Annotated in this window: 18 protein-coding genes; 3 read left to right on the plus strand and 15 right to left on the minus strand. The window is 54.1% G+C overall.

Annotation, left to right across the window (positions count from 1 at the left end; all coding sequences use genetic code 11):
- Positions 1-187: 187 nt before the first annotated feature.
- The 8 genes from yqeH to spoVAC all read right to left on the minus strand — a co-directional run bounded on the left by yqeH (position 188) and on the right by spoVAC (position 8,493).
- Positions 188-1,315, minus strand: a complete 1,128-nt coding sequence (gene yqeH / locus KJS42_RS09380; RefSeq protein ID WP_193416432.1) for a ribosome biogenesis GTPase YqeH — start codon at positions 1,313-1,315, stop codon at positions 188-190.
- On the minus strand, positions 1,312-1,839 hold the full coding sequence (locus KJS42_RS09385; protein WP_155605666.1) for a YqeG family HAD IIIA-type phosphatase: 528 nt from the start codon (positions 1,837-1,839) through the stop codon (positions 1,312-1,314). The genes yqeH and KJS42_RS09385 overlap by 4 nt, the downstream gene beginning before the upstream one ends.
- 180 nt (positions 1,840-2,019) lie before the next feature.
- On the minus strand, positions 2,020-4,203 hold the full coding sequence (locus KJS42_RS09390; RefSeq protein ID WP_213622671.1) for a transglutaminase-like domain-containing protein: 2,184 nt from the start codon (positions 4,201-4,203) through the stop codon (positions 2,020-2,022).
- 71 nt (positions 4,204-4,274) lie between these two features.
- Positions 4,275-5,549: a DUF58 domain-containing protein gene (locus KJS42_RS09395; RefSeq protein WP_155605668.1), complete on the minus strand. Its 1,275-nt coding sequence runs from the start codon at positions 5,547-5,549 to the stop codon at positions 4,275-4,277.
- Positions 5,550-5,552: 3 nt separating this feature from the next.
- Positions 5,553-6,509, minus strand: coding sequence for an AAA family ATPase (locus KJS42_RS09400; protein WP_213622672.1), 957 nt, complete (start codon positions 6,507-6,509; stop codon positions 5,553-5,555).
- A gap of 104 nt (positions 6,510-6,613) precedes the next feature.
- Positions 6,614-6,964 carry a stage V sporulation protein AE gene (gene spoVAE / locus KJS42_RS09405; RefSeq protein ID WP_155605669.1) on the minus strand — a complete coding sequence of 117 codons (351 nt, stop codon included), beginning with the start codon at positions 6,962-6,964 and terminating at the stop codon, positions 6,614-6,616.
- Positions 6,961-7,983, minus strand: a complete 1,023-nt coding sequence (gene spoVAD / locus KJS42_RS09410; RefSeq protein WP_213622673.1) for a stage V sporulation protein AD — start codon at positions 7,981-7,983, stop codon at positions 6,961-6,963. Before spoVAD ends, spoVAE begins: the two co-directional genes overlap by 4 nt.
- A 3-nt stretch (positions 7,984-7,986) precedes the next feature.
- Complete coding sequence (spoVAC, locus tag KJS42_RS09415) at positions 7,987-8,493, minus strand: stage V sporulation protein AC (RefSeq protein WP_213622674.1); 507 nt, start codon at positions 8,491-8,493, stop codon at positions 7,987-7,989.
- 456 nt (positions 8,494-8,949) lie between these two features.
- On the opposite strand from spoVAC, the gene KJS42_RS09420 reads away from it, so the two are divergent.
- Complete coding sequence (locus KJS42_RS09420) at positions 8,950-10,023, plus strand: M42 family metallopeptidase (protein ID WP_155605672.1); 1,074 nt, start codon at positions 8,950-8,952, stop codon at positions 10,021-10,023.
- 168 nt (positions 10,024-10,191) lie between these two features.
- Here KJS42_RS09420 and KJS42_RS09425 read toward each other — a convergent pair whose 3' ends face one another.
- Positions 10,192-12,222, minus strand: a complete 2,031-nt coding sequence (locus KJS42_RS09425; protein ID WP_213622675.1) for a beta-galactosidase — start codon at positions 12,220-12,222, stop codon at positions 10,192-10,194.
- 126 nt (positions 12,223-12,348) lie between these two features.
- Here KJS42_RS09425 and KJS42_RS09430 point away from each other — a divergent pair, with 126 nt between their 5' ends.
- Positions 12,349-13,182: an AraC family transcriptional regulator gene (locus tag KJS42_RS09430; protein ID WP_213622676.1), complete on the plus strand. Its 834-nt coding sequence runs from the start codon at positions 12,349-12,351 to the stop codon at positions 13,180-13,182.
- An 18-nt stretch (positions 13,183-13,200) separates the two neighbouring features.
- Here KJS42_RS09430 and KJS42_RS09435 read toward each other — a convergent pair whose 3' ends face one another.
- The 6 genes from KJS42_RS09435 to yicI form a co-directional block, all read right to left on the minus strand.
- Positions 13,201-15,615: a glycoside hydrolase family 95 protein gene (locus tag KJS42_RS09435; protein WP_213622677.1), complete on the minus strand. Its 2,415-nt coding sequence runs from the start codon at positions 15,613-15,615 to the stop codon at positions 13,201-13,203.
- 75 nt (positions 15,616-15,690) lie between these two features.
- Positions 15,691-17,418 carry an ABC transporter substrate-binding protein gene (locus tag KJS42_RS09440; RefSeq protein ID WP_193416440.1) on the minus strand — a complete coding sequence of 576 codons (1,728 nt, stop codon included), beginning with the start codon at positions 17,416-17,418 and terminating at the stop codon, positions 15,691-15,693.
- A gap of 202 nt (positions 17,419-17,620) precedes the next feature.
- The gene (locus KJS42_RS09445) at positions 17,621-18,526 is read right to left on the minus strand and encodes a carbohydrate ABC transporter permease (RefSeq protein WP_155605677.1); all 906 of its coding nucleotides are present in this window, start codon (positions 18,524-18,526) and stop codon (positions 17,621-17,623) included.
- A 16-nt stretch (positions 18,527-18,542) separates the two neighbouring features.
- Positions 18,543-19,523 (minus strand): ABC transporter permease, encoded by a 981-nt coding sequence (locus KJS42_RS09450; protein WP_155605678.1) that lies wholly within the window; start codon positions 19,521-19,523, stop codon positions 18,543-18,545.
- Positions 19,524-19,616: 93 nt separating this feature from the next.
- The gene (locus KJS42_RS09455) at positions 19,617-21,401 is read right to left on the minus strand and encodes a sensor histidine kinase (protein WP_213622678.1); all 1,785 of its coding nucleotides are present in this window, start codon (positions 21,399-21,401) and stop codon (positions 19,617-19,619) included.
- Between the two features lie 139 nt (positions 21,402-21,540).
- Positions 21,541-23,859: an alpha-xylosidase gene (yicI, locus tag KJS42_RS09460; protein WP_193416442.1), complete on the minus strand. Its 2,319-nt coding sequence runs from the start codon at positions 23,857-23,859 to the stop codon at positions 21,541-21,543.
- Between the two features lie 133 nt (positions 23,860-23,992).
- On the opposite strand from yicI, the gene KJS42_RS09465 reads away from it, so the two are divergent.
- On the plus strand, positions 23,993-24,898 hold the full coding sequence (locus KJS42_RS09465; RefSeq protein ID WP_155605681.1) for an AraC family transcriptional regulator: 906 nt from the start codon (positions 23,993-23,995) through the stop codon (positions 24,896-24,898).
- Positions 24,899-25,036: the final 138 nt, after the last annotated feature.

The following is a 25,036-nucleotide window of genomic DNA, read 5'->3' on the forward strand; positions in this document are numbered from 1 at the left end:
CCTCTTTATATCACAAATAGCGGTATTTTGCGGCCCTAATTCGCCTGGTGTTACCGAAAAGCGCCTACTTTTGGGCCATAAGCCGAAAATAACGCCTAAAATTACCGCTATCCCACTCCAAACTTGCATCCACGATCAAATAGCGCCCTTTTTTACCCTTATGATAGACCACCCGATGAATTGGCTCCTAAATCAACGAAGGCCGGACGAGCACCTTCACACCCTTAGGCACATGCGCCGCAACTACTGAACCAAAGTCATTGTTGATCTTGATCCAGCCCAGACCGGAAATAAACAAGTCGCTTCGGCTGCCCTTCGGAATTCGGAACTCGTGACGCGTCCACTCCGGCAATGCTTCGAGATGCTCCTTGCTCGGCGGCGCCAGCATTTCCCCGGCATGCTCCGCAAACAGCTCGTCCGCCCGCTCCAGCTTCGTTCGGTGAATCGGCACCCGGCCGCTGACAAAACAAGTAAAGGATTGGCGATCCCCCTGAATAAAATCAAACCGGCCAAAGCCGCCGAAAAAGAGCGTCTGTCCCTCATTCAGCTGGTACACTGCCGGCTTGAGCGCTTTGTCCGGCATAATAACGCCCAAATCGGAGGGGGCTACCAGCTCACTATATCTAGACGGATACATGATCCCCGGCGTATCGATGATCGCCTTCCCGTCATCCAGTGGAATATGCACCATATCCAGCGTTGTGCCCGGATAGCGTGAAACGGTCAATTCCTGCTCCAGATCGCTGTAATCGCGTATCAATCGGTTGATCAGCGTCGACTTGCCGACATTGGTTGCGCCGACGACATACACGTCCCGATCTCCCCGCCGTGCCGCTACCGCTTCAAGCAACCGGTCGAAACCGCTGTTTTGCTTGGCGCTGCAAAGGACGACGTCTTCAATCTTCAGCCCCAGGTCCTTCGCTTCCTTCTGCACCCAGTTCCGTACCTTGTTCCAGTTCGTCACCTTGGGTAGCAGATCGGTTTTATTCACCGCCAACAGCACCGGATTGTTGCCAACAAACCGTTGAAGTCCGGATATAACGCTGCCTTGAAAATCGAACAGATCCACGATATGGATCACCAGTGCTTCCTTACCGCCGATCTGCGACAATAGGCGCAAGAACTCGTCCTGCTCCACCGTAACGGATGAAGATTCATTGTAATTCTTAATTCGGAAACAGCGTTGGCAAATCACCGGTTCCTTCGTTAAGGTTTGTTCCGGAACAAATCCCGGCTTGCTGGGTTCCCCAGTTTGCAGCAAAACGCCACATCCGCTGCAGCGAAGAGCGCCCTCTGCATTCTGTACTTCCGTCATCGCTTCTTTTCCTCCTCGAGCCATAATCCAACCTTACCCAGCCGCCGCTTCACGATCCGCTCCAGCCGGCGGTTGATCCTCGTACCGATCCCTTCATCCTGTACGGCAATCGGGAGCACGAGCACCGTAAAGAGCCCCTGCCGGTTACCGCCAAACACGTCGGTCATCATCTGGTCCCCCACGACGATCGTCTCCTGCGGCCCAAGGTCCATCATTTCCATGGCTCGATGAAAAGCTGCGCCGGACGGTTTTCTGGCTGCGTGCACAAACTCAATATTCAAAGGGTTCGCGAATACCGACACCCTGTCCAAATTATTGTTTGACACAATCACGAGTTTAAACCCGCATTTCTTCACTTTCTCAAACCAACCGATCAGTTCGGGAGTGGCCAGCGGCGCTTTGGCACCGACCAAAGTGTTGTCCAGATCGGTGATGATGCCGCGGTAGCCTTTGGCATAGAGTCCTTCCAGATCGATATCGAATACGCTGTCTACGCGCACATTCGGCATAAACTTCTCAAACAAATACGTTCACCTCGGTTTCATACGACAAACTATACCATATTCTTCCCCCATCATGCTTCTATTTTAAAAAAGAAAACGCCTCCCGCGCAAGCGCGGTGGCGTAATCAAACGAATAGTCCCGGGTAGTCGTTCCTATCGGCAATGCCAACCCGGTCCACCTGAAGGCGGCAATCCGACCCATTATCGTCCAAGGAACCGTTTGCCGCTGTTCGGTAAGGCCTGCTTCCAACGGTTTCCGCCAGCCAATTTGACGGCTTGCCGCGACAGTTCCCGTGCCTTGCGCCAATTCGCGGCGGCCGGACTCCGGCCATAATTCGCCTGCTCATAAATGAGCAGCAGCGGATCCAGCGCTTCAGCAAGCTGCGATTGCTCCAGCTTCCACCGTCCGAACGCTTCCCGTAAGGTCTCTTGGTCGCCACGGACATAACCTCTGTGACGCAGTCGTCTTACCAGCCGTAACGTTTCGTAGATCGCCTTCTCAGCCGGCGTCAACGGCCGGCCCAATCGCAGGCGGAGCCAGAGGAAATAAAGCTCCGAGCGCAGCTGGTACAGCGTCCATAGCAACAGCACGCTTACGGCCGTGATGAAAATTCGTTGCATGATGATCGGATCGATCTTGGAAAAGAAGCCTTCTTCGGCTGCCGAAACCTCCGTATCGGTGTCCGTATCCAGCGCGAAAGCCTCTTCGCTGTCCTCCGGTGCTTCCATGATCGGTGAAACAAAACCAGGCGTCGCCTCGAACGGAATCCAGCCGTAATCGCCGAAATACAGCTCCGTCCAGGAGTGAGCGTCGGCATTGCTCACATTATACGCACGGCCCAGCTCCGGACTTCGCATCATCATCTCGTCGCTTGGCTGACTGCCGGGGGCGTACCCTTTAACCCAGCGGGCCGGTATGCCCAGCGAACGGGCCATAACGACCATCGCCGTGGAATAGTAATCGCAATATCCCTGCCGAATTTCGAATAAGAAGCTGTCCACGAAGTCATCGCTGCGCTTGCGGGCTAAATCCGGTTTGTTCGTATATTCGTAATTCTGCCGGAGGTATTGCTGCAGGAGATCCATTTTCGCATAGGGGGTCTCGCCTTCCGCGGTGATCTCTTCAGCTAGGTCTTTGACCCGCTGCGGCAAACTGCTCGGCAGCTGCAAATATTCCTCCGGAGCTCCTTCCGGATATAAGGCTTCGTAACTGGCCTGTTCCAACTCCTCGAGCGGAATCAAAGGGATATTGGCAACAACCTTGTATTTCCGCGGGTAATCCGGCAAATCCTCGGGATCGCGGTAACCATTCCAGAACATCTCCGCTTGTTTCCCGGCCCAGCGCATATCGGACTGCTGCCGTTCGTCAAGCAACTCGACACTTTCGATGGCGTATCCGCCAAACATCACCGGATACACTTTGTCGGTATTCATCGTCACCGTTTGCTCGACCCGCATCGTCTCCACCTTGCCCGGCTGCTCATGCCCAAGCGGGTCAGCGTCTTGAGCGCCGCGGTAACGTTCCGTGTCCCGGCCTTCCTGCTCAAGATCAGCCCATCCCGTACCGGAATAAACGCTCCGGGTTTCTCCCCGCCAATAAGACCTCACCGGCGTATCGATCGACATGACCGGGCTGTAGCTGAATTCGAAGCCATTTCCAAGGGTTTTGTCGTCCCGGCTATAGCCGGAGACGATCTCTTCCTTGACCGCTGACGGGCCATCCCCAAGGGCGCCGGACAGCGCGGAGGGGCCGCCTCCTCCTCCCCCGCTTCGCTTAATCCAAGCGGTATACGGATCGGTCAACGTCGGCGAGACCGATGGCATACTGATGCCGATCAGCAGCACGCAAGTGAACACGATGCCAATATTCACGGCGATTTTTACTGGACTTTGCCGCAGACGCTGCCAGCCCTGGGGATATTTCATGCGGTATCCGTAGAAGTGTGTACTCACCAGCCAACCGAGGCCGGCAAAGACAATCCAAGCTACGTTTTTCCATAAATGATAAGGTGTAAATGAATCCAAAATCGCAAAGGTAATCAGGTGGACCGCCAATAAGAGCAGGATTCGCGGGCGGTTCATAACTAGCCGCAGCACGGCCTCCAGTAGCCCCCAAGCCACAAGCGAAAACCAGATATACGGCGTAAAGGTCAACGCCATGCCGCGGATCTGATCCGGGTAAAACGGCCCATACGGAACATATACGCCATAACTGGTCAAGATAAAGCGCCATACGGTCAGGAGCACGATAATTTTAATCGTCCATTTCCAACCGGCCTGCACCGGCAGGAGCCATTCCACCAATGCCATCATGATTATCGTTACGGTCACTAAAGTCGTCGTCACCGAAAACCAGAGCGGTTCCGTAAAATCGATCCATTGCATGGCGATTATAACTACCCATAGCAGTGTTAGAGTCCGATAGGACTTGGAATGTTGTGGGGATGTAGCTTGTTTCACAGCTTCGCCCCCCCCATCGCCGCGGGAAGCTCGCGGAGCGAGGAGACGTAAACGCCTCGCAGTCCCCGTTCCTGCAGGGTCCCTTGCCAGGCGGTGCGCTTGCCGGCGCGGTAGGAGTTTGACATGCCCTCCGCCACCGACTCTTCCCCGATCTGGATATGATACGGAATCATCTGCCGGGATTTGGCCAACCTTAACATAGCGAGCACCTTATCGTCCGCCAGCGGGCTGATAAGGATAAAAAACGCTCCCGGCTGAAAAAGTTCCTGTTGCGCCTCCATGCGTTCCTTATAGTTGCCGAACCCATCCGCGTTGATATCAACAAGCTGGTGCAGCATTTGCTGTCGCTCCAGATAACTTTCCGCTGGCGGAAAATGACGGAGGGTCTTCCCCAAGGTGCAAAGGCCCATGCTGATTCGTTCTCTAGCCCCGTATTCCAGCAGCGAAGCGGCAGTGGAGACCGCTAATTCAAATTGCGCAGGGCGAAGATATCCGCTGGCGTGGGCGTCCAACACCAATTGCATTTTGGGCAGCGATTCATGTTCAAATTCTTTGGATTTCCAAGTCCCCGTCTTCGCGGTGGCACTCCAGTGAATACGGGAAATCCGATCCCCGTACACATAGTCGCGCACCCCGTTGATTTGGGTCGATTCCCGGCGCGACAGGGCAACGGCGGTCTCCGGACCAGCCAGCCGCGAATTGCGGCTGTAGAGCTCCCAGTGGGGGATAAACACCGTCCGGGGGAGGATCCGAAACTCCCCACCGGTTTGGAATACACTGGTATGCTCCACCAGGCCAAAGATATCCTCGGCACTGCAATTCGTACCGGTGAATGCGTATTTGCCGCGCTCAAGTGACGGCGTCTTATACACCAACTCAGACCTTGAGCTGAAGTAAGGCACCACGCTATCCTCGAATACCCAGGTATCCCCGTTGTGGCGTCGCAGCGTTTCGCGGACAACGATGTAAGGAAGAGGCAGGAAAGCAGGTAGCTGCAACTGCAGCTTGACCAGCACTTGATCCCCGGCTTGAAGCAACCCGCCTCGTTCCCCGGAAAGCGACAGCGTTCTTGAACCTCGGATTCGCTTCACGCCGCCGAGTCCGCCGATCGCCCAATACAAGCCCAGCACCGAAACCATCATAAACAACATCAGCGAGGTTTTCCCGCCTTGAAACAAGACGTACAGCAGGCAGATGAGCCAGACGGACGCAACTCTCCAGAACTTGCGGGAAGTGAGGCCTAATTTAACGCCTTCGACCAGCGCACGCATCGGTTACCGTCCCACAGCGACCGGTACATGGACCTGCCGTAGAATTTGCTGCAGCACTTCACCGACGTTCCGGTGCCCCAGACGGGACTCGGGCCGCAATAGAATTCGATGCTCCAGAACGAACGGCGCCAGCGTCTTGATATCGTCCGGCAGCACATAATCCCGTTCCTCCAAGAAAGCATACGCTTTTGCCGCGGCCATAAACGCCAGCGAAGCCCGCGGAGAAGCTCCCAGCAGAACATCTTCATGTTCCCGCGTTCGGCGAACGATCTCCAGCAAATAATCAGCCAATGGTTCGCTGATATGTACATGTTGTACCTCGCTTTGGATGGCCGAGATCTCTTCCATGGTTGTAACCGGTTCCAATTGGTCCGCTGGTTGACCCTGGCTATGGGAGCGAAGCATCGCTTTCTCTGTCCCGGCGTCGGGATAGCCGATGCCGATTTTCATCATAAAACGGTCCAGCTGCGCTTCTGGCAGCAGATAGGTGCCCTCGAAATCGATTGGATTCTGCGTAGCGCAAAGCATAAAAGGATGGGGAAGCGGGTGGGTTACGCCGTCGGCAGTCACACTTCGCTCCTCCATGACCTCCAACAAGGCAGACTGCGTTTTGGTGGTAGCTCGGTTAATTTCATCCGCCAGCAAAATATGAGTCATCACCGGACCCGGCCGAAATACGAAACGTTCCTCATGGGGATGGAAAACCGAAACCCCCGTAATATCGCTGGGGAGGATGTCCGGGTTGCATTGAATGCGCCGGTAATCGCCGCTCATCGATTTGGCCAGCGCCTTGACGAGCTGCGTCTTGCCAGTACCGGGTACGTCCTCGATTAATACATGGCCGCCGGCCAGCAGCGCCGAGAGCAGCAGTTTGATTTCAAACGACTTTCCTAAAATACACGACTCCAGGTTGTTCTTTACGGCGGTTAAAGTTTGCATCGATTGCTCATGTACGGGCACGCATTTTCCCTCCCAAATAAGACCTGTATATATCTACCTATTTTACATGAAGATAGATAGGGAGTACACTGATACCCGTAAAAAGCGTGCAAATTTCCGAAATATTATCCTTTAGGCCGTACCACAAGCGCGGCGAGGAAGGAAAAAATGATCGCAGCCGAGATCCCCGCGCTAGTCACATCGAAAATCCCGGTGATCACCCCGATCCAACCGTCCCGCTCTAATTCGGTCAACGCCCCGTGAACCAGCGAGTTGCCGAAGCTCGTAATCGGCACGGAGGCTCCTGCTCCGGCGAACTTCACCAACGGATCGTACCACCCGATCGCATCCATCACCGCGCCGGCTACAACCAGCGAGCTCATCGTGTGCGCTGGGGTCAATTTCAGCACATCCATCATCAATTGGCCGATGACGCAAATTAACCCGCCAACCAAAAACGCCCATACAAATATCATCTTCCGTTATCCTCCTGTTCCAGGGCGACCGCGTGAGCGATGCAGGGTATGCTCTCGCCTTGCTGATAAGACAGCGGCGACAAGAGAGCACCCGTAGCAACGATCAGCACCCGGTTTAGTTCCCGGTTTTTTAGTTTTCGTAAAATATGGCCGTACGTGACGACCGCGGAGCAGCCGCAACCGCTGCCTCCAGCATTGACGTAGGTTTGTTTGTCACGATCATAAATCATCAGCCCGCAATCGTTGAATTCCGTTTGGTTCATGGAGACGCCGTCTTTGTCGAGAAGATCCTTGACGATAGCATGTCCCACCGAAGCGAGGTCTCCGGTAACGATCAAATCGTAATCCTGGGGCCCACGGCCGGTATCGCGAAAATGAGAGACCAGCGTATCCGCCGCAGCCGGAGCCATCGCCGCCCCCATGTTAAACGGATCCTTGACGCCAAGATCCTGGATCCGCCCGATCGTCGCATGGGTGATTCGGGGACCGGAACCTTCCTTCGATACGACCGCGCATCCCGCTCCGGTAATCGTATATTGGGCCGTGGCCGGTTTTTGCGAACCGTATTCGGTCGGATAGCGAAACTGTTTCTCCACCGTACAGTTATGGCTGGCCGTACCGGCCATGACGTAACGCGCCCCTCCTGCATCGGCCAGGAAAGCGGCGAGAGCCAGACTCTCCATCGAGGTGGAGCAGGCGCCAAACACGCCGAGATACGGAGCGGCAATCGTACGGGCAGCAAACGTCGCGGTGATGATTTGATTCATCAAATCCCCACCGATGAAGAAGGACAAATCCTCCCGATTGATACCGGCATGGACTAATGCGAGCGCGGATGCGTGTTCCAGCAGCTTGCGTTCGGCTTTTTCCCATGTCTTCTCGTCAATTTCCAAATTGTCGTATACGAAATCAAAGGTGTGGGACAACGGCCCCTCCCCTTCTTCAGGTCCGACGACCGTCGCCGCCCCGATGATCGCCGGTTTGGAGCGAAATTCCCAGGTTTGTGCGCCGATCAGCATGGATTAATGCACTCCTCCCAAGCCGAAGATGACATGGATAACGCCCACAATGAAGGCGGCAACGACGCCGAACACAATCACGGATCCCGCCAGTTTGAACATATTGGCGCCAACGCCGAGGACAAGCCCCTCCGCTCGGGATTCGATCGCCGCGGAGGACATCGAGTTGGCAAACCCGGTTACCGGTACGGCTGTACCGGCCCCCGCCCACTGGGCGATTTTATCGTAAACCCCCATCGAAGTGAGCACGACGGAGATGAAGATCAGCACGGCAACCGTAGGACTGGCCGCCTCCCGCGCCGTCATGTCGGCAAAGGTCATGAACAGTTGCTGGATGCATTGGCCGATCAGGCAGATGAGCCCGCCGACCAGAAACGCCCTCAGGCAATTGCCCCAAATGTTCGTTTTGGGTTTATGCTGGTCGGCAACCTGCTTGTAGTCTTGCTCCGTCAACAGCAGGTGGTTCAGCTTCACACGGGCTCCCGGCTTGTTTTTCGCTTTTGCAGGCAAACGGCATTCCTCCTTCTTTTCCTAACTTGCACGGTATACTCATTATTTGTCATCCGACCGCTTGTTATGTTTGGAAAATCATCCATGGTTTACGGCATGAAAAACCCGCAGGAATCAGCTTCCGGCGGGTTCGCGTTAGGCGGGACGGGGTATTGCTAAATAAGCGCTGCCATCTTGGAGTATCTTCAGACCATTCATAAATACTGAAGGATGATGACCAGCAGGATGAATAGAAGACAAATTATGAGCCAATCTTTGGCATATCGTTCCATTATAAGCGTAGCCTCCCTCATTCGCCCATCAGACTGCTGCATGCTGCAGTATATGCCGCTTGTGGAGGCTGGGTGCGGCGGAGGGTTTACCTCAAGAGCAATAAGCCGCATGGACAATCGAAAAAAGGTAGTTCATACTAAGATGGAATGTTTACATGCGAATACAGAAAAAGGAGAGAATACAATGGATCAAAAAACGCGCGAGCTATTTAAAGAGCTGACGGAATTCCCGGCGGCGTCTGGCTTTGAACGGGAACTGCGCGCCCTCGTCAAAAACAAACTGTCTGCTTATACGCAGGAGTTCGTACAAGATAATTTAGGCAGCTTGTTTGGGGTACTGCGCGGCGACGAGCAAGGGCCTCGGGTGATGGTTGCCGGACATTTTGATGAGGTTGGCTTCATGACCACCGGCATCAGCGACAACGGGATGATATCGTTTCAACCGTTGGGCGGCTGGTGGAGCCAGGCCGTATTAGCACAGCGCCTGCAAATTATTACGCCTGACGGCCGGGTCACGGGCGTGGTCGGATCGATCCCGACGCATCTGCTGGACGAGTCGCAGCGGAATAAGCCGGTAGATCTCAAGGCGATGTATCTAGACATCGGCGCCGACAGCCGCGAAGAGGCCGAGGCCGCCGGAATACGGATCGGCCAGCAGATCGTGCCGATTTGCGAGTTCACTCCACTCGTCAATCCGAAGAAAATCATGGCCAAAGCCTGGGATAATCGCTATGGCGTAGGTTTGGCGATCGAGTTGGTTGAGGCGCTCCATGGAGAGAAGCTGCCGAATATCGTTTACGCCGGTGCCAATGTGCAGGAGGAAGTCGGTTTGCGGGGGGCGCGGACAGCGGCCAATCTGATCAAGCCGGACATTTTCCTCGCTTTGGACGCCAGCGCCGCTAACGACATGACCGGTGATAAAAAGGCGTTTGGCCGCTTGGGCGACGGCGCATTGCTTCGCATCCTCGATCCGACGATGATCACCCACCGCGGTTTGGTCGAGTATATCCGCGATACGGCGGACACGCACAAGATTAAATACCAATATTTCGTGTCGCCGGGCGGCACGGACGCCGGGCAGGTACATCTCAGCGGCACCGGCGTGCCATCTAGCGTTATCGGCATTTGCTCCCGTTATATCCATACGTCGTCATCGATCATCCATACGGATGATTACGATGCGGCTAAGGAGCTGCTGATCCGCCTCGTGCGCGGGCTAGACCGCACGACATTGAACACGATCTTGGAGAACAGCTAAACGCCGCGACGGTGGTCCGCTCACGTCCGTGGGTAAAATGTTTCGGAAACAACAACACTTTGCTTCGAAAGCCATCTATCCTGCTAGCAATGTTGCAGTTCCTACAACATTGCTGAAGGAACAGCGCAAAAAACCGCAAGGCCCCGACCACGGCCTTGCGGTTTTTATTTATTTCCGGTCTTCCAAGATCACGACGCCCCGGCCAGGCACCGTTACGGTGCCTGACACCTCGGCATTCGCCAGCAAATCCTTCATCCCGGACGAGCCAATCTCTACCTCGGCTGCTCCTTCGTTATGGTTGAGCAGGAACAGGAAGGCTTTGCCGTCCTTGACGCGACGGGCTACTTCGACGCCAGTTGGAGCGTCAAGCAGCGGCTTGATCCCCTTTTCCTCACACAGGTTCTTCAGGAACCCTTGCAGGAAGGCAGCTTCCGGGCTGCTCGCTACATAATAAGCGCGGCCTTTACCGTACTGGTTTGCCGTTATAACCGGCATCCCCTTGTAGAAATCCGATCCGTACTCCGCCAGCACTTCAGCACCTTCGGTATGGATCAAATCGCACAAGAGACCACATTCGTATTGGCCTGACAATGCGCCCCAGGCTTCTTTCATCACGATTTGATTTGTGCGGCCCGGCAGCAAAGCGTCGATCTCCTCCGCCCAGATGCCCAGCACGGAACGCAGCTCGCCCGGATAACCGCCGGTTGTCACCAGATCATTTTCGTTCACGATGCCGCTGAAGAAGGTGGTGATGAACGTCCCGCCGGCGGCCACAAACTCCTCCACTTTCTTCGCAAATCCCGGCTTCACCATATACATGACCGGCGCAATCACGATTTCATATTTGTTGAAATCTTCCTCCACCGACACCATGTCGCTTTCCACGTGCATTTGGAACAACGCATCGTAATATTTGTGCACCTCGTTCGCGTAATTCAAAGCTACGGTTGGCCCACTTGAGAGTTCGATCGCCCAGCGGTTCTCCCAATCGTATACGATACCCACCTTCGCCTCGGTCCGCGCGTCCAGCAGGGTGCCGCCAAGCTGCTCCAACTCTCGGCCAAGCTCCGCCACCTCGCGGAATACCCGGGTATTCTCGTGACCGACGTGCTCAATGACCGCCCCGTGGTATTTCTCGCAAGCCCCGATCGAGCGGCGCAACTGGAAGTACATCACCGTGTCGGCACCGCGGGCGACCGCCTGATAGCTCCATAACCGCATCACGCCGGGACGCTTGAGGGAGTTGTACGGCTGCCAGTTTTGCTGGCTTGGCGTCTGCTCCATCAACATAAACGGGGCACCGCTCTTCAGCCCGCGCATCAGGTCGTGGGTCATGGCCGTATGGCTGACAGGCGTATCTAAGGACGGATAGTTGTCCCAGGAGACGATATCCATATGTTTGGCCCACTCAAAATAATCTAGCTCCGGATAGAGCCCCATCAGATTCGTCGTCACGGGAAGGGTTGGGGTATGCTTCTTGATTTCATCATACTCCAGCTTGTAGCATTCCAGCAGCGATTCCGACTGGAAGCGACGGTAATCGAGCGAAATCCCTTGGAAATTCGTGCGGCTTCCGCCCCATTCCTCGCTCAATTCGTTCGGGACCACGATTTCTTCCCAATCATAAAACGTATGGCCCCAGAACCGCGTGTTCCAAACCCGGTTGAGCTCATCCAGCGTTTTGTAACGCTTCCGCAACCAAACGCGGAAGGCCGCAGCGCAATTGTCGCAATAACAGTACCCGCCGTATTCGTTGGAGACATGCCAGATGAGCAGGCCTGGATGGTCCTTATAATGTTCGGCGAGCTTGCCGGCCAGACGTGTGGAATATTTGCGGTAGGTCGGCGAGTTCGGGCAGGAGTTATGACGTCCGCCAAACCGACGTTTTCGACCCTGCACGTCAACGCGCAGCACGTCAGGGTATTTATGGGCCATCCAAGCCGGGTGTGCTCCCGTGCTCGTTGCGAGGCATACATGAACTCCGCTCTTGTACAAGCGGTCGATCGTTTCGTCCAATTGCGTGAAGTCATAGGTTTCTTCGTCCGGTTGATTCAATGCCCAGGAAAAGACGTTAACCGTAGCAACGTCGATGCCCGCCAGCTTAAACATCCGTTCGTCCTCTTTCCAAATGTCCGGTCCCCACTGCTCCGGATTGTAGTCGCCGCCATACCAGATTTTCGGCAGTTTATCGTTGATCACCCTACCCACATCCTTTAGCAAATATAACTTCTAAGTCCATTGTAAAAGAGAATTTTCCCGCTTTATATATAATAATTTCGTATTGTTATATAATAATATGGATCAAGTAAGGAGGCATTCATCACGATGAGCTCACGGGCATTTACCCGTTTCGTTTTCTCTCCGGCCGCTACCCCGGATCTTCCGTTGCTTCTGGAAAGCGTAGGCTATAATCCGAATCAGGAAAAAATCGCTCGTCCGGACGGATATCCTTATTACCATTGGCTGCAAACCGCCGAAGGCGAAGGAGAATTGACCTTTGCCAACGGAACAGTTCCGCTTCCGCCGGGCAGCGGAATGCTGTTGCCGCCGGACATGCCGCATGCTTACGAGGCCAAACGGAGCTCGAAATGGGAGACGTATTATCTCACCTTTGGCGGAGCGGCCGCCAATTCGATCCTAGCCGCGTTTGGGATCCGAGAGGCCGCGATGTTCCGCTGGGAAGCGGAGGCGCCCCTCACCCCGCTTCTCGGTCAATTACTGAACAAGCTGGACAGCATCCAGGACTTGTTTGGCCTGGAAACCTCGACAGAGGTGTATCGTTTTCTCGCCGTCCTGAGCCAGTTCGGTCAGGTAAGCAGCAGCGCCGTCCCTCGTAATATGGAGAAGCTAGGTCCGCTGCTCGCCTGGATGGAGCAGGAATACGGCAACCCCGACATCGGGTTGGATACCCTGGCGGACGTCGTTGGGATGTCGGGCAGACATCTCAGCAAGCTGTTCCAGCAAACGTTTGGCCTCGCGCCATACAGCTACCTCACCCACATGCGCATCCATAAAGCAAAGGAGCATCTGGCCAGCGAGCCCGGCGTTACTGTATCTGCCATCGCCGGAAAAACGGGCTTCCGCGATGCCAGCCACTTTGTCGCCACTTTTCGCAAGCATACGGGTATGACGCCTCAGCAGTTTCGCCGCTTGCATTAGTTCTGTGCCGCTAGTCTCTTAGCCCACGATATACGTCACTCCCGCTTCCGTCTGAAAACGGTCCCCCTCCTGGACGGCGCGGCCATCCGGCAAGCGAACGGACAGGCCGTGCAGCCCGCGCAGCGTGCACTCGCCTCGGACCGTCGACGTAACCCTGGCCGACGTTAAGCGACCTTCCTCCCACGCGAGGTCGACGGAGAATCCCCCTCGCGCCCGAAGGCCGCTCACCCGGCCGCTCGTCCAGGCCGCGGGTAGAGCGGGCAGCAGATCGATGCCGTCCATATGGCTTTGCAGCAGCATTTCAGCGATGCCGGCCGCTCCGCCAAAGTTACCGTCAATCTGGAATGGCGGGTGATCATCGAACAGGTTCGGATACGTGGAGCGCGACAACAGCGTTTCCACGAAGCGGTGTGCGGTCTCCCCGTCACCCAACCGGGCGTACAGGTTGATTAGCCAGGCACAGCTCCAACCGGTATGGCCTCCGCCGTTCCGGATACGTTCTTCCAGCGTTCGCCGTACGGCTTCCGTCAGTTCCGGCGTCTGCCGTACGGTGATCGCGTCCCCCGGGTAGAAGCCAATGAGATGTGACACATGCCGGTGTCCCGGCTCAGCTTCCGCAAACGGCTCGCTCCACTCTTGCAGCCGACCGTCCGGGCCGATTTGTGGCTCGGCCATGCTCGCCAGCGTCTCCGCCAGTTCCACTCGCCACGCTTCATCAAGGCCAAGGATCTCCGCTGCCTGAATCGTATGCGTAAATAATTCCCGGATCAAGAACAGATCCATCGTGCTGCCGGCGGAGACGCTGCAGGGTTCGCCGCGATCCGGTGTCAGGAACTTATTCTCCGGCGAAGTCGAAGGCGCTGTAACGAGCCGTCCGTCGGGTCCGGCCACGAGCCAATCCTGGCTAAACTCAGCGGCCCCTTTCATTAACGGATAAGCGGTCTCCCGCAAAAATGATTCATTCGGTGCAAATTGATAATGCTCCCATAAGTGCCGGCACAGCCATACCCCGCCGAGCGGCCAGAACGCCCAGCTTGATTCGCCATCCGACGGCGTGGACTGACGCCATAAATCCACGTTGTGATGAGCTACCCAGCCCCGAGCGCCGTAATGAATTCGCGCCGTTCGGCTACCGGTAACGCTCAGATCGCGGATCAACTCGAACAACGGCTCATGGCACTCGGGCAGCCCCGCTATCTCTGCATGCCAATAATTCATTTGCGTATTGATGTTGGTCGTATACCCGCAATTCCACGGCGGCTGTACATGAGGGTTCCAGATCCCCTGCAAATGGGCGGCTTCCGTCCCTGGCCGGGAGCTGGCCATTAACAGATACCGGCCATAGTGAAAGTACAGCGCCTCCAGCGCAAGATCTTCTGCCCCACTGCGATAGGCTTCTAGCCGCTCGTCGGTCGGCCGTGACGCCCGCTCCGCTGCCGCGGTAGCGCTGCCTAAGCGCAGCTCTACGCGCTCGAACAGCCGGCGGTGATCTTCCACATGGCGCTCACGCAGCCGCTCATAGCCGAGCTCCGCCGCCGCGATCAACGCAGTCCGGCACCGCTCTGCCGGGTCCACCCCGCCGCTTCCCGGCGCCATCTCATAACCGGCAAAGTTCGTCGCGGCGGCTAACAGCAGCGTCACAGACTGTGCTCCGCGGACGATCAGTCGACCTGATTTATCCACCTCTGCCGTGCCGCCTTCTGTCAACGCCAGCAGCTGTACCTCAAAAGACAGGCCTAAGCCCTCCTCGTACAAAACCGACTGTGGATGGTCACGACGATAATTGTCGGCGATATGGCTGGGGGCTTGACCTGTCATGACGATTCGGGCTGTTTCCGCCCCTTCGCTTCCGATTTGATACCGCAGTAACGAATCCAGCGAAGCGGTCAAATCAATGGGTTTCTCCCCATGCGCAGCGATACGCACGACCAGCACCTGGTCAACCGCGCTGACAAACACCTCGCGCTGATAAGCTGCCTCGCCTATTCGATAGCTCGTAGCGGCGATCCCCGTTCCCAAATCCAATTCTCTCCGGAACGAGCTAACTCCGCTTTCCCCTGCCGCCTCAACTCCCCCCTGCTCCAATCGCAAATTCCCGAGCGGTTGGTAGGATTCCGTGCGCCGACCCAACATTTTTGCGTCGACCAGCCTTTCGGCATCCTTATATTTGCCGGCAAAAATCAACTCCCGTGCCGGTCCAAGGTGACGAAGCGCATCGTAGTTTTGCTGATCCCTGGGGAATCCCGACCATAACGTATCCTCATTTAATGCAATCGTTTCTTCATGAATCCCGCCAAAGACCATGCCACCGATCCGCCCGTTTCCGACGGGAAGAGCTTCCTCCCAGCGGGAAGCGGGCCGATCATACCACAATTCCCACTCTGTTTGATCTGGATAGGTCACCTTTCTCACTCCTCCGAAATTCTCCTTCATATTGGCGCAAAAAGGCCCGAGGAAATCACGGGCCTTTTCACAACCTTATTTAGATCGTCAGACGATATACGATGATTACAATTTCTTGCCGGTAAACAACTCGACTCTTTTCTTAACCAGTTCCGTATATTCGGCTTCCATTTCCTTAGCACCCGCTTTATCCAGCTCGGCAAGGAATGCGTCATACACTTTGTCGAAGTCGGCTGCTTTCGCCAGAACCGCTTCCGGAATCCGTTTGCGGACGATATCCTGCGTTTTTTGGAAAATCACTTGGTAATCGCCGTCTGTTGGAGTAGGCATGTTGTACAGAGCGCCCCAATCCTTCGCAGGGAATGCATCTTCACCAGGGAACAAGTCTTTCCAAGTCGTTGCGTTGTAAGCTTTCAGTGTTTCTTTCTCAGCTTCCGTATAACCTGCTACGATTTGATCCGGGAAGTTCGTGGTATAGTAATTGCCCGAAGGATCTTTTACGCCGTCGCCATAGTTAGCACCAAAGGTGCGATAAAGGCTGATGCCGGATTCCTTCGTAAAGTTCGTGCTGTCATTCACTTTGCGATCTTGAACGTCGGCTGGAACAACACGTTGACCATTTTCAACGGTATAGTGTTTGCCTTCGACCCCCCAGTTTCTCAGCACTTGGCCTTCGTCGGAGGATAACCAGTCAATGAACTTGATTGCACGCACCGGATCTTTACATGCTGTCGTGATACTGATACCGTAACCATCAACCCCCGCTTGCTGGAAGGAATGGTCTTCGTAGTCTTCCGACAAGGTTACCGGGAAGTGTGCGTAGGTGTATTCATCTTTGCCTGCGGTTTTCAGTGCGTTTTCTGCATCCTGATAGCCCCACTCTTGGTCAATCAGACCAAGCACGCGGCCGCTGGCGATTTTCGCTTTGTATTGGTCTTCTTTTTGAACGAACGTATCTTTGTCCAACAGACCTTCATTGTACATGTGATTCAGCCAACGGAAGTATTCTTTCTCTTCCGGGCGTTTGTAGTGCAATTGAGCTTCGTATGTTTCCGGATTGACGTAGTATTCGCCATCATCCGGAGCGCCGGTTGTCAGGAACGCCGGGTTCGTTACCGTAATCATGATTCTCCAGTCGTCGGCGCTCAGCGTCAACGGAATCGTCGGCTGACCGTCCGTCGTCGGGTTTTTCTCCACGTATTGCTTCAGTACATTTTCAAAGTCCTGTACCGTACGAACCTTCGGATAACCAAGCTCCTTCAGAACGCGTTGTTGAATTTCAAATCCGCCGCCGGCGTCAAAATATTGTTGGTCCACGCCGCCGTTTGTAAACAACGAATAGATCGCTTGATCATCATTGCTATATTTCAGACGATTCATGTTTTCACTGAACATTTTCTTCAGGTTTGGCGCATGCTCTTCAATCAATGGGGCCATATCGACGATCAGTCCGGCATCGACCAGTTTGCTCAATTCGCCTTTGGCAAAAATCAAATCAGGTACATCGCCGCTCGCTGCCATCAGGGCGATTTTGTTCTCGCCGCCGCCGGCACCTACGTCAAACTCGGCATCGATCGAAACGCCGGTTTTTTCGGTAATCACTTTGCCCACATCGTCTTGCATGTTGTTCCAGTTCGGGCTAGCGTCAGCGCCGAAGAAGGTAAAGGTAATCGGGCTTGTATCGGCTGCCGCTTCCGCATTGGTTCCTGCGTTTCCGGTGTTGCCTGCATTTCCGTTATTGGCTGCATTGTTTCCGTTACTTCCGCACCCCGCTACCAACATCGTACTCGCGAGCAAAATCGCTGCAAAAGCTTTAGGGCTTCTCCATTTCATTTCTACTTTCCCCCTCGTAGTCTTGATAAAACCTATATTGTATAACAGGCTTTGCCTGCTGATACCGAGACCTGCTCCCCTTCTGCCCGGCGTTCCGGAACGAGAAAGGGCTTTCATTATTGGCTGACAAGAAAGATCGTCCGCTTGAGGCAGCCCCGCCGCCAGTGAATCTGCGGCGGAAGCGAAGTCAAAAGCTTATTGATTAAGCCTTTACCGCGCCCAGCGTCATACCGTCTACGAAATAACGTTGCAAGAACGGATAGATGATCAAAATCGGTACCGTAACGACAATCGTGATCGCCATCTTAATGGACTCGGGAGATACCTGAGCCATCATATTGGCCATATCGTTGGCATTGGTCATTCTTGCACCTTGGTTTGTGCTTTGCAGAATTTTCATCAACTCGTATTGCAAGGTCGTTAAATGCGCTTTGTTCCCGTTGTAAAGATAGGTGTCGAACCAGGAGTTCCACTGGCCTACCGCCAGGAATAAGGCGATCGTTGCCAGAACGGGCTTGCAGAGCGGCAGGATGACTTTATAGTAAATCGTAAAGTCGTTGGCCCCGTCCAGCTTGGCGGATTCTTGCAGCGCATACGGCAATCCGTCGATAAAGGAACGGATGATGAAAACGTTAAATGCGCTGACAATTCCCGGGAGGATGTAAATCCAGAACGTGCCGATCAAATCCAGATGGCGCATCAGCATATAGGTTGGAACCAACCCGCCGGAGAAGTACATCGTAAGCGCCAGAAACGTGGAGACGAACTTCCGGGATTTGAAATCAGGCCGGCTTAGCGTATACGCCAGCATCGAGGCGCTGATCAACCCGAGCACGGTTCCGAGCACCGTCCGGTAAATCGTAATTTTGAATCCCGTAATCAGGCTGGAGTAATTAAAGATCGTCTTATAATTCTCCAAGGTGAATTCCCGAGGCCAGAGGTAAATGCCGCCTCTTACCGTGTCCGTGGAATCATTCAGGGAGATCGCAAGCACGTTCAGGAAAGGGTACAACGTGATGATCAAAATAACGCTCATAAGAATGAAATTACAGATATTGAAGATTTTATCGCCCCGTGTATCGTTGAAGGCTTTGCTTGAACTTGCCATCGTCGTCTCCCTCCCCCTACATGATGCTTTCTTTGGTTGTTTTCTTCATAATTCCGTTGGCGGTAAGCAGCAGGATAATGCTGACCACCGAAGTGAACATACTGATTGCCGTACCGTAAGAGAAGCGGCTGATATTTATCCCGTAGTTCAGCGCATATAAATCCAGTACTTCGGAATAGTCGGTAACCAGCGAGTTGCTGAGCTGGAACTGCTTCTCGAACCCGATGCCGATCAAATGGCCGATCGACATAATCAGCAGCACCGAAATCGTTGTCCGGATCCCCGGAAGCGTAATGTTCCAGATTTGCCGGAAGCGTCCGGCCCCATCGACCCGGGCCGCCTCGTAAAGCTCTTTATCAATACCGGTGATCGCCGCTAAATAAATGATGGCGTTCCAACCAGTTTCCTTCCAGACATCGGAAGCGGTTACAATTCCCCAAAACCATTTCCCCTGGGCCATAAATTGAATCGGCTCGTTAATGATGTGCAACGACACCAGAAGCTCGTTGACAATCCCGCCGTCGATCGAGAGCATTTTCGTAATGATCCCCCCGACAACAACCCAGGACACAAAGTGCGGCAGGTAGGATACGGTTTGCACCGTTCGCTTGAAGTATTTGCCGCGCAGCTCGTTGAGCAGCACCGCAAAGGTGATTGGAATCACAAATCCCGCGATCAGGCCCATTATACTCATGGCCAGCGTATTGCGAAGTACCAGGTAGAACCGTTCATCCTGGAACAGGTCCACAAAGTTTTTAAATCCTACCCATTTCTGCTCGGAGAAGGATTTTGACGGCTTATAATTTTGGAAAGCCATCGTCCATCCCCAGACCGGCAAATAGTTGAAAACAAACAACCAGATGACGAATGGCATGGACATTAAGTACAAGTATTTCTGCTGTAAAATGCTCCGCCAGATACCGGTCTTCCGCTTTTTCGGCGGCTTAGGGGTTGCGCTTACATTTCTGGTTTCGGGCTGAGTTGACAGCGTTTCCATCTCTTTTCTCCCCCCTCGTCTGCTATAGCTTAATGATAAAACAAGGGGGGGCGGCGAAATACCCGAGAGATTTCGAACAAAACCATATAATAATTAGAGATTCCCTCCGGTCGGAATCGTAAAGGTAAATTCCGTGCCGATGCCATACTCACTGACGATACGCAATCCATGCTCTTCCCCATAGGACAATACGAGTCTTTGATGGACATTTCGCAGTCCGATCCGCTTCTGCTCCGGCTCTTTGGTACCCGATATAAAGCTCGTCACCTCACGAAGGCGTTCCGTCGTCATCCCCATCCCGTTATCACGTACCGTTACCCGGACCTGTTCCTTGTCCCTTTCAATGTTCACCTCGACATGCACGCCTTCTTCCTTATCCTCGACCCCGTGGACAACGGCATTCTCGACCAGTGGCTGGATAATCAGCGGCGGTACCCGGATGGCGCTGACTTCAGGATCGATCGATAAGGTATAGCTTAAGCGTTCCTCGTAACGAAACTTCTGGACTTCCAGATAAGAGCTGACCATATCCAACTCTTCCTTCAGCGGGATGCTCTCCCTGCCGACTTCCAGGTTCTTACGCATCATCTTTCCTAGCAGCCGGACCACGTTGGCGATTTCTTTATCTCCCTTCATATGGGCATTCATGCGAATAGACTCCAGCGCATTAAACAGAAAATGCGGATTGATCTGGCTGGCCATCATCTTTAGCTTGATCTCCCGCTGCGCAAGCTCCAAGGCATTGTTTTGTTCGGTTTTCTCCACAACTTGATCCATCAGTTGGCGGATACTTTCCACCATATAGTTAAACTGCCGTGACAGCTGTCCGATTTCGTCGTTGCCGTCGATCCGTGATACAACGTGAAAATCCCCCAGTGCCAACCGGTTCAAATGGCGGCTTAGCCGCAGCATCCGGTTTGTGGTCAAGAACGAAACGATATATACAAAGATCAGTGCGATCAGCAATACGAGGATAATGATCCAAAGTCCAATAAGGCTTACCGTATTCGCGTCCTTTACGATCGGTTCTGTTGCAAACACCGAAATGAATTTCAAGCCGTTCATGCTGGATTCCGGCGTCAAGGTATCAATCACGAGATAAGACGGTACGCCTTGGATAGCTACTTTAATGGTTCCTTTTTGCTGCGTCCGCAAATCGATGCCATAATCAAGATCCTCCAGCGTCTTGCCGACGAACGACGGATTTTTGGCCGCCACAACGTATCCCAAATCATCGGTGATCAGCGTCTCAAAAGGCTCCTGCTGCAGCATCCGGTTGAGTTCCTCCTGGTTCATGATGACCATGAGGACGCCGCTTTTTCGGGTTCCTTCAAATGAAATTTGCCGAACCAAGCTAAGCCGCTTCACCGGGACTTCCTGATTATCGTTGATGTAGAACCACCCGATGTCTTTGCTTTTCATCGCCTGCTTGTACCAATACATGTCCTCGATCTCTTCGTTCATCGGGATTAGCTCCAAGTTGTTGATCAAGGTTGGATTGTCATAATAGAAACGAATCCCGGAAACCTCACGGTAAGTCCTGTCGTAGTTGCGGAAATCATCATAATCGAGGTATGCCTTCGTGAGCTCCAACACACTGGGATACCGGGTGTCCACTATCTTCTCCAGTCCCTCATCGAGCATAAAAAAATCAGAAATATCGGTCGGCACGCGGAGCATCGTGGCGGTCCGGGTCTTTACTTTCTCGACGTTGTTGGTGGTCTGCGCGATCGCACGTTCCATCGCTTGGTTGCGAAAGTAAGCGGTTACAGCGACCCCTACGATAAGGATGGGGATCATAACCACGACAATATAGGAAATGAGCAACTTATGCTTCAATCTCAGGTTGTTGGTGATGCGGACCAGTTTACCCAACAATCAGATCCCCCCTCATTAAAATGGAAATATCCCCTTCTTTAAGGGGAAAAGGGGATATTTCGGCATCCCTGACACTTACCCTTACGCCAGGGATGCCTGTCACATATTAAATTACCTAGCGGCCAAGGTCCAGGACCAATTATTTCAAAGTGATTTGCAGTTCGGTTTTGCCGCTGAAGGAAGCCACTTCCACCGCGCCGTTACTTGCCAACACCGCGCCTTGCACCGCAGCCGCTTCGTCCATGCCATGCAGCGTGACGAAGAACGGTTTGCCAGCGCCTTCGGCCGTCAATTTCACGAGCTTTCCGCTGCGAACGACGGTAACGTTGAGTTCGGCATCGCCTTTCGCATTGCGAACCGTTCGAGACAACGTTGCGCCGTCCTTGATCGCGTACAAGCCGAGCTCCACTTTGTCCGCATAATCATAATCCGGACGAACATCATTCGCTCCCGTCGCCAAAATCGAATTCGGGCGAACAAACAGCGGCAGGCTGAAGAAATCGTATTTCTCTTTGCGCCATTTGCCGCCTTCTACCGTCTGTCCGGACAGCAAGTGGGTCCATTGGCCTTCCGGCAAGTAGTACGAGACGTCGCCCTTTTCGCTGAATACCGGCGCAACGAGCAACGAGTCGCCTAGCATATATTGACGGTCCAACGTATCGCAAGCCGGATCCTCTGGGAATTCGAGGAACATCGCCCGCATCGTCGGCACGCCTTGCTGCGTCGCCTGCACGGCGGTGTCAAACATATACGGCATCAACCGGCATTTTAACTTGGTGAAGAACCGGGTTACGTCCACGGCCTCGTCGTCATAAGCCCAAGGTACGCGGTACGAGCTGCTTCCGTGCAAGCGGCTATGACTCGACAGCAAGCCGAAGGCCAGCCAGCGTTTGAACACATGCACCGGTGCCGTATTTTCGAAGCCGCCGATATCGTGGCTCCAGAAGCCAAAGCCGGCGAGGCCCAGCGATAGGCCGCCGCGAAGGCTTTCCGCCATCGATTCATAATCGGCGTAGCAGTCGCCGCCCCAGTGAACCGGGAACTTCTGACCGCCGACGGTCGCGGAACGAGCGAACAAGGCGGCTTCATTTTTGCCCAACTTCTCTTCAAGCACTTCGAAGACGACTTTATTGTACAGGTACGTGTAGTAGTTGTGCATTTTCACCGGATCGGAGCCGTCGTGGTATACGACATCCGTCGGAATCCGTTCGCCGAAGTCGGTTTTGAAGCAATCGACGCCCATGTCGACCAGTTCACGCAAGTACCCGGCGAACCATTCGCAAGCCTCCGGATTTGTAAAATCCACAAGAGCCATGCCTGGCTGCCACAAGTTCCATTGCCACACGTCGCCATTCGCTTTTTTCACTAGATAGCCGTTCTTCTTGCCTTCTTCAAACAAACGGGAACGCTGACCAATATACGGGTTGATCCATACGCAGATTTTCAGGCCTTTTTCCTTCAGGCGCTTCAGCATTCCTACCGGATCCGGGAATACGCGCTCGTCCCATTTAAAGTCTGTCCAGTGGAATTCGCGCATCCAGAAGCAATCGAAGTGGAATACATGCAACGGCAAGTCGCGCTCGGCCATGCCGTCCACGAAGGAATTCACGGTAGCTTCATCGTAATCGGTCGTAAACGAGGTCGTCAGCCACAGGCCAAAGCTCCATGCCGGCGGCAGCGATGGCTTGCCGGTCAAATCGGTATATTTGTTCAGTACGTCCTTCGGCTCCGGTCCATCGATCACGAAATATTCAAGCGATTCGCCGGGGACGCTGAATTGCACTTTTTTCACCTTTTCCGACGCGACTTCGAAGGAAACCGCCCCCGGATCGTTAACCAGTACGCCATACCCTTTATTGGTGACGTAGAAAGGAATATTCTTGTAGGACTGCTCGGAACTCGTGCCGCCGTCCTTGTTCCAGATATCGACGACTTGCCCGTTCTTGAGGAACGAGGTGAAGCGTTCGCCTAGTCCGTATACCCATTCGCCGACGCGAAGGTCAAGCTCCTCACGCATATAGGTGTTGCCGCCCGTTTCGGTGATGTGCGCCATCGATTTGGAGCCGCTGCCGGTAATCCGCTCGCTACCGCGATAGAAATCGACGGACCATTGCGGGCCTTTGTTGATACGGACGCTAAGGCTGCCGCTCTTCAGTTCGGCGTATTGTTCGTTCTCGGTGATCTCGGCATGGTCGCCGCCCTTCGCGAGCTCAAAATGCGGACCATGGTCGACCGTACCGGCAAAATGAATCAGCTTTACGCCAATGACTCCCGGCAGTGGAGAATGGAATTGCATCGTCAGTAAGGTGGTATTGATCATGTCGCCGCGGCCGCGGATCGGTGTTGTCGATGCGGAGGCGATCAAGGTATGGTCCTGAACCTGGAAATCATAGGCCTGCACCGCGGTGGAGAGCGTAAATTCGTCGCGAATCAGCCAGTTGCCATCGGTAAACTTCATTTGGGAAAACCCGCCTTTCGTCACATTGTTTTTCAAATGAAAACGTTCTATACTTGCATTATACTGATACAACGAACAATAAACTAACATTATCAAGCGAAAATATAACACTATTTTGACGAGGTGAAGAGGCATGGATCAAGCGCTCCGCCGCTCCCTGAAGGAGAGCAAAAGTCACGGCAATGAACGCCTTCCGTTCGGCACTTACTGGTATCGCTACGGTCCCGGGGAACACGTCATTGACTGCCATTGGCACGACGAGGCTGAGTTTTTCTACTGCCTCGAAGGCGAAACCCTCTTTCAAGTCGATACCGACTACTTCCCGGTCCGGGCCGGGGAAGCGGTGTTTATCGATGGCGGAGACATTCACGCCGCGCATGCGCACGGCGAGCAAGGCTGCGCGTTCTTCTCCCTCGTCTTCGATACGCAGCTGTTGGCCAGCGCCCATTACGACGCGGTTCAGGAGAACCTTGTCCTGCCGCTGCAAGAACGAAAAGCGACGTTCCCTCGCCATATTCAGCGAGAGGAAGCGGCAAGCCTTGCCTTACTAGAGCATATTGTAGCCATGATGCGCAGTTGCAGCACTGAATCGCCCGGCTATGAAGGCGCCGTGAAAGGACATCTATACTTGATGCTGGCGGAAACCGCAGCGACAGGCCGGGCCGTCAACCGATCCTATGGCAGCAGCCGCAGCGAATCGTCCAAGATCGACAGGCTCAAGACCGTTATCCAGCATATCCAGCAGAACTACGGTCATCCCATCCGGCTTGCGGAACTGGCGGCACTGATCCCAATGAGCGAGGGCCAGTTCTGCCGCTTCTTTAAATCGATGACCCGCCAGACACCGATGGATTACATCAATTCCTACCGAATTCGCCAGGCCGCCGAGCTGCTGCGCGAGCCGGAGCGCAAAATCTCCGATATTGCACTGGAAGTTGGCTTTGACAACATCAGCTATTTTATCCGGGTATTCCGCAAGACGATGAACTGCTCGCCTTCGGAATTCCGCAAACGGCTGCTGGCGCCGGTGGGGGTGTAGCTGTTCGGTGAGCACAGCAAGTGCCGGGAAGATTTCGATTAGTTCGCGTTCTTGATGCGACAAATTAGCTGGAATTAGTCCCAGCTAATTTGTCGTTTTTTATAGTTTGGCTCAAAAGAACCGGAGACATCCGGCGAT

Origin of the sequence: Paenibacillus sp. J53TS2 (assembly GCF_018403305.1) — a bacterium.
In the GTDB taxonomy this organism is placed as follows: Bacteria; Bacillota; Bacilli; order Paenibacillales; family Paenibacillaceae; genus Fontibacillus; species Fontibacillus rhizolycopersici.